This window comes from Dactylosporangium cerinum, from assembly GCF_042653625.1.
In the GTDB taxonomy this organism is placed as follows: Bacteria; Actinomycetota; Actinomycetes; order Mycobacteriales; family Micromonosporaceae; genus Dactylosporangium; species Dactylosporangium cerinum.
The window spans coordinates 138,886-151,280 of the sequence record NZ_JBHSIU010000110.1; the positions used below are offsets into that span (position 1 = coordinate 138,886).

Below are 12,395 nucleotides of genomic sequence, written 5' to 3' on the forward strand. Positions count from 1 at the left end.
TAGGTTGAGGAGGTGACCAACCCATCGGCCGGCAACGTCGCCGGCAACTGGCAGGACGCGCATTTCGGCGAGCAGGGCGGGCGCCTCACGTACGGTGACTACCTGCAACTGTCCGGCCTGCTGGACGCGCAGGTCCCCGAGTCGGACCCGGCCGCGCACGACGAGCTCCTCTTCATCACCATCCACCAGGTGTACGAGCTGTGGTTCAAGCTCATCCTCCACGAACTGACCGACGCCCGGGACCGGCTGCTGGTGGGGGAGACCTACCTGCCCCGCGTGCGTCTCGAGCGCTGCCTGGCGATCCAGCGGGTCCTGGTCGGGCAGGTCGACGTGATCGACACGATGACCCCGCAGGACTTCCTGCGCTTCCGCAACAAGCTGTCCCCGGCGTCGGGGTTCCAGTCCGCGCAGTTCCGTGAGATCGAGTTCCTCTCCGGCCTGAAGGACCCGACGTACCTGCAGCGCTTCCGCGGACTGTCCGATCTCGAAACCTCCCGGTTGACCCGGCGGCTGGACGAGCCGAGCGTGTGGGAGGCGTTCCTCGTCACCCTGGAGAAGGCCGGCTTCGCCGTGGCGAGCCACGAGGACCGCATCGCGTCGCTGCTCACGATCTCCCGCGACCGGGAGCACTACGGCCCGTTCTGGGACCTCGCCGAGACGATGGTCGCCCACGACCAGGCCTGGTCGCTGTGGCGGGCCCGGCACGTCCTCATGGCCGAACGCCAGATCGGCACCAAGGCCGGCACCGGCGGCAGTGCCGGCGGCGCCTACCTGCGCTCGCGGGTCGAGCTGCGCTTCTACCCCGAGCTGTGGGAGCTGCGCTCGCACATGTAGCCGCGCTACTCCTCTCTTTGTGCCAACCGCCCCACCCGGTCCGTCGCGGGGCATCGACGCGGGCCTACCGTCCTAGGTGATGGGGAGGGGTCCGATGAAAACGAAGACCTTGCTTGGCAACCGGTACCGGCTCGAGACCGAGGTCGCCCGGGGTGCCATCGGCGCGGTCTGGCGGTCGTACGACGAGCAGACCGGCCAGTGGGTCGCGGTCAAGGTCATGCGGTCCGAGGCGGCCGAGGTGCCCGAGCTGGTCGACGGGTTCCTCGGCGAGGCCGAGCTGCTCGCCGGCCTGGACCACCCGTCGGTGATCAGAGTGCACAACCTGATCACCGGCAAGGGCCTGCTGGCCATCGCGATGGAGCTCGTCGCCGGCCCTGACCTGCGCCGCCGGCTGCGCTCCGACGGGCCGCTGCCGCCCGCGGTCGCCGCCGAGGTCGTCGCGCAGGTCGCCGACGCCCTCGCCTACGTCCACGCGGCCGGCATCGTCCACGGCGACGTCAAGCCCGGCAACCTGCTCGTCCCGCTCGACGGCGGCCCGGTGCGTCTCGCCGACTTCGGCGTCGCCCGCCGCCTCGACCAGCCGGCCGGCCCGACCCACGCCACCCCCGAGTATGTGGCGCCCGAGGTCGTCTCCGGTGGGCTGCCCAGCCCCGCCTCCGACGTGTACGCGCTCGGCGTCGTGCTGTTCGAACTGATCTGCGGCCGGAGCCCGTACCGCGGCGGATCCCCCAACGACGTCCTGCGCCGGCACGCCGACTGCGTGCCCGTCCCACCGCCTGGGATGCCGGCCGCGCTCTGGCCGATCATCGAGGCCTGCATGGAGCTCGACCCGCGCATGCGCCCGGCGGCCGCCTCGATCGTGGGTCGGCTCCGGGTCGCGGAGGGCGCCCTGGACGGCTTCGAGCCGCTGCCCCGCCTCCCCGCCGAGGCGGTCACGTTCTGGGTGCGCTCCGCCGAGCAGACCGCCCCGGTGTCGGCGCCGGTCCGTCGGGTCGACTGGGTGCCGCTGCCGACCGCGCCCACCTCACCGGCCGCGGCGTCGGCGGCCCTGATGATGGCGGTGCCGATCAAGGACCTGCCGACCGAGCCCAACGGGCTGCCGCTCGGCGAGATGCCGACGCAGGCGCAGGGGCCGGGCGCGTTCGCTGCGTCGGTCCGCCAGGACGTCGCCGACCTGCCGACCGCGCCGAACGGGATCGACGCGGCGGACGTGGAACCGCCGACGGAGATCATCGTGGCCCCGGCCGCGGCCGCGGAGGAGCAGCCCTTCGCGGCGACGGGGGAGCCGACGGACGAGGCGCCGGCCGCCGCGGACTCGGACTCGGACTCGGACTCGGACTCGGAGGATCCGACGGTGGTCGTGCACGAGGCGCCGACCGCCGCTGTCCCGGTTCCGGAGGAGCCGACGGTGGTCGTCGTCTCGGAGGAGCCCCCGGTCGCTGCTGTCCCGGTTCTGGAGGAGCCGACGGTGGTCGTCGTCTCGGAGGAGCCCCCGGTCGCTGCTGTCCCGGTTCTGGAGGAGCCGACGGTGGTCGTCGTCTCGGAGGAGCCCCCGGTCGCTGCTGTTCCGGATTCGGAGGAGCCTCCGGCTGCCGTCGCTGAGGAGCCGACCGTCGTCGTGCTGGCCAAGCCGGTGGAGGCTCAGCCCGCCGGAGCGCTCGCGGCGCTGAACAAGGCACTCGCCGCGCCGCCGGCCGGGGATGCTGTGGCCGCCCAGGAGGGTGGCGTTCTGGAAGCCGCCGGTCCGGTCGCTGAGGTTGCCCCGGCCGCCGACCTGGGTCACGTCGTCGAGGTGGACCCGGTTGCTGACGAGGCTCTGGGCGCGGAGCCGGGTCCGGCCGACGAGGCCGGCGGGCCCGCGCTCGTGACGGACGTGCCGCTGTGGGGAGGCGACACGCCGGAGCAGGATGGGAACGCCACGCCGGTCGCCGAGCTGGACGAGCCGCCTGCGGCGGAAGCGTTCACCGCGGTGCTCACGCCCGGCATCCCGCACCAGCGGGCGGCGCACCCGTCCGTTCCCGACACTGTCCCGGCCGATGCCATCCCGGTCGGCGCCGCGCCGGGCGGCGACCGGCGGTCCGACGCCGCCGTTCCCGCCGCGGCGGAGGAGCCGTCCACCGACGTGGTCGTGCCCGCGGCCTGGCCCGTGCTGCCCGACCGGGCCAACGCCCCCACCGGCCCGCGCCTGGACGCGCCGGAGGACCCGTGGAACGCGCTGCCGACCGAGGTCCTGGCGTCCTCCGCCTCGCCCCAGGCCGGTTACGGTCCGCCGGTCGGCCAGGAGCTGCCGGCTGGGCACGAGTCGCCGGCCGCCCCGGACGGGCTGTCCTGGCTCCGGGCCGCCTCGGACGAGTCGGCCGAACCTGCCGGTGACGGCGTGACCGGCCGGTCCGCCGACACCCCGGCCGATGGTGCCGGCCGGTCCGACCGGCGGGTCCTCGCCGGCGTGGCCGGGGCGGCGCTGCTGCTGATCCTGCTCGGGATCGGCGGGGTCCTGCTCTCGGGCGCGTTCGACGGCGACGGCCGCCGGCCCGCTCCGGTGAACGCGACCACGCCCACGGGTGACTCCGGCGCGTCGCCCGCGCCGAGCGCCGGGCCTTCCGGCGACGCGTCGCCTTCCGGGGAGCCTTCCACGGACGGTTCCACCGCGCCCGGAGGCGGCGGGAAAACGCCCACGAAGCGTCCGTCGACGGTGCCGTCGCCGACCCGGTCGCTGCCCGGTATCGGTGATCCACTGCCGCCGTTCCCGACGATGCCGTCCTTTCCCCCGCCGCCGAAATTTCCGTCCTAACTCGACTGTCGCGACGCGACTGTCGACAGTGGATTTGTCGAAATCCTGGACTGGGCCGGAGAAAGATGACAGCGTAGGTCCATGGCGGAATCTGGAGTCAACGCGACGGCGGCGGCCCTGCTCGGTCTGCTGCACGAGGGGCCGATGACCGGCGGGCAGCTCATGGCCGCCGCGCAGCGACGCCTCGGGGCCTACTGGTCGATGACGCGTAGCCAGGTCTACCGCGAGCTTCCCGCACTCGCCGCCGCCGGCTACGTGAAACTCGGCAAGCCCGGTGCGCGTTCGAGCCAGCCGTATGCGATCACACCGGCCGGGAAACGGGCATTCACCCGCTGGTTGTCGGAGCCCGCCGGTCGTGAGGCGCTGCGCAATCCCGTCGCATTGCGTGTCGCGTTCGGCGGGCAGCAGTCAGGTGCACAACTGCAGCAGGTCTATGCGCAGGCGTCCGAATACCACAATGCGGCGCTGACCGAGGCGCGGGAATTGGCCAAAGAGGCGAAGAAGGCCGGTGACGAGTTCTATGCGGCGTCGCTGGAGTTCGCGGTCGGCTATCACAAGGCGGCGCTCGCCTGGCTCAAGGGCGCGCCCAGCAAATAGCCGCGCGGATGCCGGGACCGGTGCCGGTCGGCTCGCCGTACACCATCCACCGCCGGATGCGCACGCCGCTTCGGCGTAGTCTTTGAGGGTGACCGCTCTCGACCACGCCGAATCGCTGAAGCACCTTGATGGCATCCTGCGCAACATCGAGGCCGTCATCGACCTCAACCGTCTCCGGAAGGAGAAGGCCGAGCTCGAAGAGGCCGCGGCCGTGCCCAACCTGTGGGACGACCAGGTGGCCGCGCAGAAGGTGACCTCGCGGCTGTCCTACGTGCAGGGCGAGATCGGCAAGCTGGAGCGGCTGCGGGCCAAGCTCGACGACGCCGTGGTGCTGCTGGAGCTCTCCCAGGACGAGGACGACGCCGGCTCGCTCAACGAGGTCGCCGACGAGATCGCCGCGCTGACCAAGTCGATCGAGGAGCTCGAGGTCCGCACCCTGCTCTCGGGCGAGTACGACGCCCGTGAGGCGCTCGTCACGATCCGCGCGGGCGCCGGTGGCGTCGACGCCGCGGACTTCGCCGACATGCTCCTGCGGATGTACCTGCGCTGGGCGGAGCGGCACGGCTACAGCACCGACGTCTACGACACCTCGTATGCGGAGGAGGCCGGGATCAAGTCGGCCACGTTCGCGGTGAAGGCGCCGTATGCGTACGGGACGCTGTCGGTCGAGTCCGGCACGCACCGCCTGGTGCGGATCAGCCCGTTCGACAACCAGGGGCGCCGGCAGACGTCGTTCGCCGCGCTCGAGGTCGTGCCGGTGGTCGAGCAGACCGACGAGGTCGAGATCCCGGACGACGAGCTGCGCGTGGACGTGTACCGCTCCAGTGGCCCCGGCGGTCAGGGCGTCAACACGACCGACTCAGCGGTGCGGCTGACCCACCTGCCCACCGGCATCGTGGTCTCCTGCCAGAACGAGCGTTCGCAGATCCAGAACAAGGCGACCGCCATGACCGTGCTGAAGGCCAAGCTCCTCGCCGTGAAGCGGGCCGAGGAGAAGGCGACCATGAACGAGCTCCGCGGCGACGTGCAGGGCTCGTGGGGCGATCAGATGCGCTCCTATGTGCTGCACCCGTACCAGATGGTGAAGGATCTGCGCACCGAGCACGAGACGGGCAACCCGTCGGCGGTCTTCGACGGCGACCTCGACGGCTTCATCGACGCCGGCATCCGGTGGCGCAAGCAGCGCGAGCTCAACCCCGCGTAGGCCCGCCCGGGGCATGATCATCGCATTGGAGTGCGCCGATCACCTTGGGTAATCGATTGATCAAGGCCGCGAGTGAGGCGTACGTCACACTCGCGGCTGGAATCACGCGCTGCCCTGCGGTTCAGGTCAGCTCTTCGGGTTCGCATTTAGGGCAAACGACGCGCGACGCACTTCGTGTACTTGGCGTGGATGTCACACCGCGTAGACTCACGTCCCGTGATTCGGCTTGACCACGTGACGAAGACGTATCCGAAGGCGTCCCGCCCCTCACTCGACGATGTTTCCGTCAACATCGAGAAGGGCGAGTTCGTCTTCTTCATCGGACCTTCCGGCTCAGGCAAGTCCACGATCATCAAGCTGCTGCTGCATGAGGTCACGCCCAACAAGGGCAAGGTCGTCGTGAACGAACGCGACGTGACCTCGATGCGCTCGTGGCGCATCCCGGCGTTCCGCCGGCAGATCGGCTGCGTGTTCCAGGACTTCCGCCTCCTGCCCAACCGCACCGCCTATGAGAACGTCGCCTTCGCCCTTGAGGTCATCGGCAAGTCGAAGGGCGTCGCTCGTCGCGTCGTCCCCGAGGTGCTGGAGCTCGTCGGCCTGGGCGGCAAGGAGCACCGCTACCCCCACGAACTGTCCGGTGGTGAGCAGCAGCGGGTCGCCGTGGCCCGCGCGTTCGTCAACCGGCCACTGATCCTGCTCGCCGACGAGCCGACCGGAAACCTGGACCCGGACACGTCGATCGAGATCATGCGGCTGCTCGACCGGATCAACCGGACCGGGACCACGGTCGTCATGGTCACCCACGACTCCAACATCGTGAACCAGATGCGCCGGCGGGTCGTCGAGATCGAGAGCGGCCGGATCGTGCGCGACCAGCCGCGTGGTGTCTACGGCTGACGACCTCAGTCGTAATCCACACCTGACTTTGCCGGGTCCGCTGGGAAGGAACCCCACCCGATGCGCTTGAAGTACGTCCTGTCCGAAGTCCTGACCGGGCTGTGGCGAAACGTCACCATGACCATCGCGATGATCATCACGATGACCGTGTCGCTGACCATGCTGGGCGCCAGCCTGCTGCTGTTCTTCCAGGTCAACAAGATGGAGGACTTCTTCTACCAGCGCGTAGAGGTCTCCATCTTCCTGAAGGCCGACGTCACCGACGAGCAGCGCGGCAGCATCAAGAGCGCGCTCGAGAGCAGCGCCCTGGTCAAGGAGGTGACGTACGAGAGCCGCGACCAGGCCTGGGAGCGGTTCAAGACGCAGTTCCGCGACGCGCCCGACCTGGTGAACGCGACGAAGAAGGAGTCGCTGCCGGAGTCGTACCGGGTGAAGCTCAAGGACCCGACCAAGGTCAAGGAGCTCTCCGCCGAGATCGGCACCCAGCAGGGCATCAGCGACATCGTCGACCAGCAGGAGTTGCTGAAGAAGGTCTTCGAGCTGCTGGGCGCGCTGCAGACCCTGGCGCTCACCGTCGCCATCATCCAGGGCGCCGCGGCATTGCTCCTGGTGGCCAACACCATCCAGGTGGCCGCCTACAGCAAGCGCCGCGAGGTCGCGGTCATGAAGCTCGTCGGCGCCTCGAACTGGTTCATCCAGTTGCCCTTCGTCCTGGAGGCGGTATTTGCCGGTCTGCTCGGCGCGCTGCTGGCCTTCGGGGGGTTGGTCGCGGCGAAGTTCTTCTTCATCGACGGCTCGCTCAAGGCGCTGGCCAATGTCCTGCTCCCGATCGACTGGAGCAGCATCTGGCTGATGCTGCCGGTCCTCTGCGGCGCCGGCGGCCTGGTCAGCGCGATCACCGCCTGGGTCACGCTGCGGTTCTACGTGCGCGTCTGACCTGCACGAACGTCAAGGGGTGGGCCGGTTCCGGCCCACCCCTTTCGTATATCCGAAGTGCGCCACGATAGGGGCATTTCGCCAAAATTCCGGACTTATGGGTCTTTTCCTGCGTACGGTAACCCTCAAGTGGTACTGGAGGGTTATGTGAACCGGATCGGGATCATCTGCGCCATCGGCGCCGTCGTCGTGCTACTCGGCAGCGGCACGGCCGGACACGCCGACGCCCGCGACGACAAGGCGCGTGTGGACCGCCAGCTCCAGGAGACCCAGGCCACCCTCGAGGCCGCCACCGACCGGGCCCAGCAGGCCGCCGCCGACCACGCCGCGGCGACCGCCGCGCTGCCCGGCGCCCAGGACGCCCTCGAGGACGCGAAGGGCCGGGTCATCGCCGCCGAGGCGGCGGCGCGCCAGGCGCAGCGCGACCGGGACGCCGCCGACGCCGTCGTCGAGGCCGCCGACGCCGAGTACGACGGCGCCAAGGCCCAGGTCGAGCAGGGCCGCGACGACGTGTCCGCGTTCGTCGCCGCCGCGTACAAGGGCAGCGGGTTCGCGATGTTCAACTCGATCCTCGAGTCCGGCTCGCCGAACGACCTGGCGCTGCGCATCTCCTACCTGGACCGGGTCGCCGCCGAGAGCCAGCGGGCCCTGGACGAGCTGACGATCGCCAGGATGTCGGCCAAGCAGCGCTCCGGCGCCGCCGAGCTGGCCCGCGACAAGGCCCGCCAGGCCGCCGAGCAGACCCGCCAGGCGTTGCAGGACAGCATGGCCGCGCAGGCCGGCGCCGAACAGGCCGCCGCCGACGTCAAGACCCTGATCGACAAGAGCGCCCAGGCGGAGGCCGTCGCCAGCTCCGAACGCACCGCCGTCCTCGCCCGCTACCAGCAGCTCAAGGTCGACAGCGACCGGATCGCCGGCGAGCTGCGGGCCGAGGCGGCGGCGGAGGCCGCGGCGGCGGCGAAGGCGGCCAGGGCTGCCGGTCGGCCGGCTGCCAGCGGTGCCCAACTCACCACCGCGATCCCACCGAGCAGCGGCGCGTTCTTCCTCATGCCGGTGCACGGCTGGAAATCCAGCAACTACGGCATGCGCTTCGACCCCGTCTACAAGGTGTACCAACTGCACGCCGGCATCGACGTCGCGGCGGGGGGCGGGCAGCCGATCGTCGCCGCCGCCGACGGCAAGGTGGTGCGGGCCGGCTGGGCCGGTGGCAACGGCAACTACACCTGCATCTCCCACGGCATCTACCAGGGCAAGGGACTCGCCACCTGCTACGGCCACCAGTCCCAGATCCTGGTCAAGGTCGGCCAGACCGTCCGCCGCGGCGAGCTCATCGGCCGGGTCGGCACCACCGGCGCTTCCACCGGCAACCACCTGCACTTCGAGGTCCGGCTCAACGGCAGCCCGATCCAGCCGCTGAGCTGGCTGCCCGGGTGTCTGTGCTGAAACAGCCTTGCCCCGCGCGTTACGCTGATACTCCTGTCAAGATTTCTGGAGGGGTCGATGCCGCGCGAAAAGGGACGCAAGCTCATCGCGTCCAACCGTAAGGCGCGCCACGACTACGAGATCCTCGAGGAGCTCGAGGCCGGCATCGCGCTGACCGGCACCGAGGTCAAGTCGCTGCGGGCCGGCCGCTGCTCGCTCGTCGACGCCTTCGGGCAGATCTCCGACCGGGAGGTGTATCTCCATGCGATGCACATCCCCGAGTACACGATGGGCACCTGGACCAACCACCCCCCGCGCCGGGTCCGGAAACTGCTGCTGAAGCGGCAGGAGATCGACCGCATCGGGACAAAGGTTCGGGAGAGTGGTCTCACCCTGGTGCCGCTTTCGGTGTACTTCTCCAACGGTTGGGTCAAGGTGGAGCTCGGCCTCGCCCGCGGCAAGAAGTCCTACGACAAGCGCCAGTCCCTGGCGAAACGTGATGCCGAGCGGGAGATCTCTCGCGTCATGGGCAGCAGGAACAAGGGCAGAGACGAGTAAATCGTCCCGGGTGGCTGAGTAGTCTACGACGGGCAAGCGAGCAATGCGTGCAAGCCCTATAGTCCGTGCGTGACCGAGATTCGGGTCGATGTCGACCTCGAGCACCCACCCCCCGCGGTGTGGCGTGCGCTCACCGAGGCGCACCTCGTCACCGACTGGCTGCCCACCACCCGGTTCATGGTCCGCGACGACGGCACGTTCACGTTCCAGGCGAGCACCCTGGCCGGTCTCGAAGACCCGATCGAGGGCGAGATCGTCACCACCGAGGCGCCGCACCGGCTGGTGATGCGCTGGTCCGGGGAGAACCTGCACACCGTCGTCGCCCTCACCCTCGACGAGCTGCCCGGCGACGGCACCCGGCTCACCCTCACCCAGAGCGGCTTCCTCGGTCCGCAGGGCACGATGCGGCGCCGGGTGCTGCGCCGGACGTACCAGCAACTCTTCGAAGGCCCGATGGTGGCGACGCTGGCCCGTCAGGCCGCCGACCCGCCGGCCGCGCCCACGGTCACCGACCCGCCGGCGGTCGTGCGGCGCAACGACGGCGGCCCCTTCAACCGGCTGCCGCGCCAGCTCAACTCGCCGAGCCGGTCCGCGCCGGGCCTCTGCTCCCAGGTGCGCTCCACCGCCGGACCCCGCCCGACGACCACGATGCCGGGCTTCGCCGCCGCCGTCCTGGGCGCGAGAGCCACCGGTGTCGCCGCCGTGCCGGCCACCCGTGCCGACGACACCATGACACCCAGCCATCAGCCCACGCACCGGCGGGGTGTGTCCGCACTTTCCGCGTGGGTACGCCGAAGCTGGCACCGCATCGTCACCGCGCGTGACTGGTCGGCCGATCGTCGTAGCCAGGCCGTCGCCGCGGCGGCCGCGATCCTGCTGCTGCTGGCGATGATCGCGCTGCTCGTCGGCAAGGCCACCGCGCCGCACCCGGCCAAACCGCCCCGCACCGGCGGCGGCGTCGAGGGCCCGGCCCAGGCCACCGTCCCGGCAGCACCCGCGGAACGCTCCCCACGCGTCGCCGTGGTCCCGGCGACCTCGGCACCCACCGGCCCACCCCCGGCGGTGGCCACGTCCGCGCCCAGCGCCGCCACCACCGGCCCGCAGCTCACCGCCCGCACCCGCACCGAGGACCTGACCCTGACCTCCTACCGGGTCACCGTCACGATCGCCAACCCCAGCACCGCCCCGAGCACCGACTGGACCGTCGTCATCGTCCTGCCCCTGCTCGACCTCACCGTCCGGGACGTCGACGGCGCCGTCATGTCCCGCACCGGCCTCAAAGTGATCTTCACCCCCGTCGACAGCACCCGCACCATCCGCAACGGCGGCTCCGTGACCTTCCGTTTCGAGGTCGAGGGCCTGGGCGTGCGCAGCACCCTCCTCGACTGCACCATCGACGGCCGCCCCTGCACCCAGGTATCGGGATGAAAAGCTGGTGGGGACGCGCTACGCTAGATCAGCCGCTACGGAGCGGCAGCCAACACCACCCGCGCGGGGGTGACTGGTTTCGACTTTGTGCGCCGCGCTAGGGGAAGCGAGTCGAGGAAGCCGACGTTGTCTCGTGAATCAGTCGTCGGAAAGTTATAAGCGCCAATCTTAAGCGCTCCGATCTCGCTCTTGCTGCCTAAGCAGGAGTAGCAGATCTGTCGGTCCGGGTTCGCCTTCGACCCGATCGCCGGCATCAGCTAGAAGGCTGGCCAACCGAGTCCTGTCGCGGGGCTCGTGCGGCGAGATCAATCGCGACTGGACCCGTCATACCGACTCGCTCGCATGATCGGTAGGGCCGAGTAGAGGCACAGCGAGCTGCGCTCGGAGAAGCCCTAGCAAAGCAACGAAGGACCCGGGTTCGATTCCCGGCACCTCCACCGAACCGGTGAACGCCCCCTGCTCACGCAGGGGGCGTTCACCGTTCCGGTTCGGATTCCTCGCGCAGCCTCCGGCTGCTCCAGGCGGGGGGCTGCGCCACCCCACACCCCCCATGCTCGGCGGGGCCTCGCACTGCCGGCGTGCCGCCTGGCAGGGATTCGCTGCGCGTGCATCTGTGCCGCGCTTGCCGGGCAGGCTGGGGTGCGGCTCGCCGCGCGGGGCGGTCGGCGTTGGTTTCGCCCTCGTGCGCCGGAGGCTTCGTGTGCTCTCGAGTGTTGGAGCTGGTCACTTTCACTCCCAAGGGTCCGCCCTGCGGCTGGTCCAGACTCTTCGTGTCCGCATCCTTGCCCAGCCTGTCCGCCTTGGGGGCGTCGTTTCCGTCGTATGGCTCAATAGAAATGATGCGGTCATCAAGTGGCCATACGGCAACTTCTGGGCTAGCGTGTCGGTGTTGTCTTGATGGCGTGCATCGCCAGAGGCCGGTCGTCATGGCAGGCTTGTGGCAGCAGTCGTCGGGAGGTGTGAGCTGATGAGCGTTGCTGTGCTGGAGCACGAAGGACCGTGGAGTGAGGACGAGTACCTTGCGCTCGGCGAAACGCCGGACCGGATCGAGCTCCTGGACGGGAGTCTTCTGGTGAGCCCGGCACCGAGCAAGCGACACCAGCGGCTTTTCGTCGCTGCTGTTCGTAGAGTTCGACCGGGCAGCCTTCGATGCTGGACTGCTTGCGTTGGAAGCGGTGAACGTCCGCCTGCAAAGTGGGCGAATCATGATTCCCGACCTCGTCGTGGCGGACACCGACGAGGACGGTGTGGTGATCGATGCTCCCGATGTGATGTTGGTGGTCGAGGTCGTTTCCCCGGGCAACGCTGCAACCGACCGCCTGGTGAAGATGGGCCTGTACGCCAAGGCAGGTATCAGGCTGTACCTGCTCGTCGAGCAGGAACCACCGGGTTCCGTGACATTGCGGTTGTTCCAGCTTGACGGCGCGCACTACATGGAGCACGCGGTAGCGAAAGCCGGCGAGGTGCTTTCCGTCGAGGAGCCGTTCGCATTCGAGCTCGACCCGAGCGACCTGTTGAGCCGGGTGCCCCGCCGGCTCACGTGAGCGGGTTCAAGTAGGCCATCGTTGCCCTCACCGTTCCGGTCCGGATTCCCCGCGCGGCCTCCGGCTGCTCCAGGCGGGGGGCTGCGCCACCCCACACCCCCCATGCTCGGCCGGGCCTCGCACTGCCGGCGTGCCGCCTGGCAGGGATTCGCTACGCGTGCTGACGGAGGCTTCATATGCTCTC

Annotated in this window: 10 protein-coding genes and 1 other RNA gene; all 11 read left to right on the top strand. The window is 69.9% G+C overall.

The genetic code is table 11. The features are described 5' to 3' along the window. The first annotated feature begins 12 nt into the window (after positions 1-12). The 11 genes from ACFPIJ_RS54975 to ACFPIJ_RS55025 all read left to right on the top strand — a co-directional run bounded on the left by ACFPIJ_RS54975 (position 13) and on the right by ACFPIJ_RS55025 (position 12,211). Positions 13-834 (top strand): tryptophan 2,3-dioxygenase, encoded by an 822-nt coding sequence (locus ACFPIJ_RS54975; protein ID WP_380127558.1) that lies wholly within the window; start codon positions 13-15, stop codon positions 832-834. Positions 835-928: 94 nt separating this feature from the next. Further along, entirely contained in the window at positions 929-3,625 is a 2,697-nt protein-coding gene (locus tag ACFPIJ_RS54980; RefSeq protein ID WP_380127559.1) for a serine/threonine-protein kinase, read from the top strand. A gap of 81 nt (positions 3,626-3,706) precedes the next feature. Beyond that, positions 3,707-4,222, top strand: coding sequence for a PadR family transcriptional regulator (locus tag ACFPIJ_RS54985; RefSeq protein WP_380127560.1), 516 nt, complete (start codon positions 3,707-3,709; stop codon positions 4,220-4,222). A gap of 88 nt (positions 4,223-4,310) precedes the next feature. After that, positions 4,311-5,426, top strand: coding sequence for a peptide chain release factor 2 (prfB, locus tag ACFPIJ_RS54990; RefSeq protein ID WP_380127561.1), 1,116 nt, complete (start codon positions 4,311-4,313; stop codon positions 5,424-5,426). 216 nt (positions 5,427-5,642) lie between these two features. Then, the gene (gene ftsE / locus ACFPIJ_RS54995) at positions 5,643-6,323 is read left to right on the top strand and encodes a cell division ATP-binding protein FtsE (protein ID WP_033367409.1); all 681 of its coding nucleotides are present in this window, start codon (positions 5,643-5,645) and stop codon (positions 6,321-6,323) included. Positions 6,324-6,383: 60 nt separating this feature from the next. Further along, entirely contained in the window at positions 6,384-7,259 is an 876-nt protein-coding gene (gene ftsX / locus ACFPIJ_RS55000; protein ID WP_380127562.1) for a permease-like cell division protein FtsX, read from the top strand. A 147-nt stretch (positions 7,260-7,406) separates the two neighbouring features. Beyond that, entirely contained in the window at positions 7,407-8,702 is a 1,296-nt protein-coding gene (locus ACFPIJ_RS55005; RefSeq protein WP_380127563.1) for a M23 family metallopeptidase, read from the top strand. A gap of 57 nt (positions 8,703-8,759) precedes the next feature. After that, on the top strand, positions 8,760-9,239 hold the full coding sequence (gene smpB / locus ACFPIJ_RS55010) for an SsrA-binding protein SmpB (RefSeq protein WP_380127564.1): 480 nt from the start codon (positions 8,760-8,762) through the stop codon (positions 9,237-9,239). A 69-nt stretch (positions 9,240-9,308) separates the two neighbouring features. Further along, on the top strand, positions 9,309-10,667 hold the full coding sequence (locus tag ACFPIJ_RS55015) for an SRPBCC domain-containing protein (RefSeq protein WP_380127565.1): 1,359 nt from the start codon (positions 9,309-9,311) through the stop codon (positions 10,665-10,667). 65 nt (positions 10,668-10,732) lie between these two features. After that, positions 10,733-11,107, top strand: a transfer-messenger RNA (tmRNA) gene (gene ssrA, locus ACFPIJ_RS55020). A gap of 765 nt (positions 11,108-11,872) precedes the next feature. Continuing rightward, entirely contained in the window at positions 11,873-12,211 is a 339-nt protein-coding gene (locus ACFPIJ_RS55025) for a Uma2 family endonuclease (protein WP_380127566.1), read from the top strand. Positions 12,212-12,395: the final 184 nt, after the last annotated feature.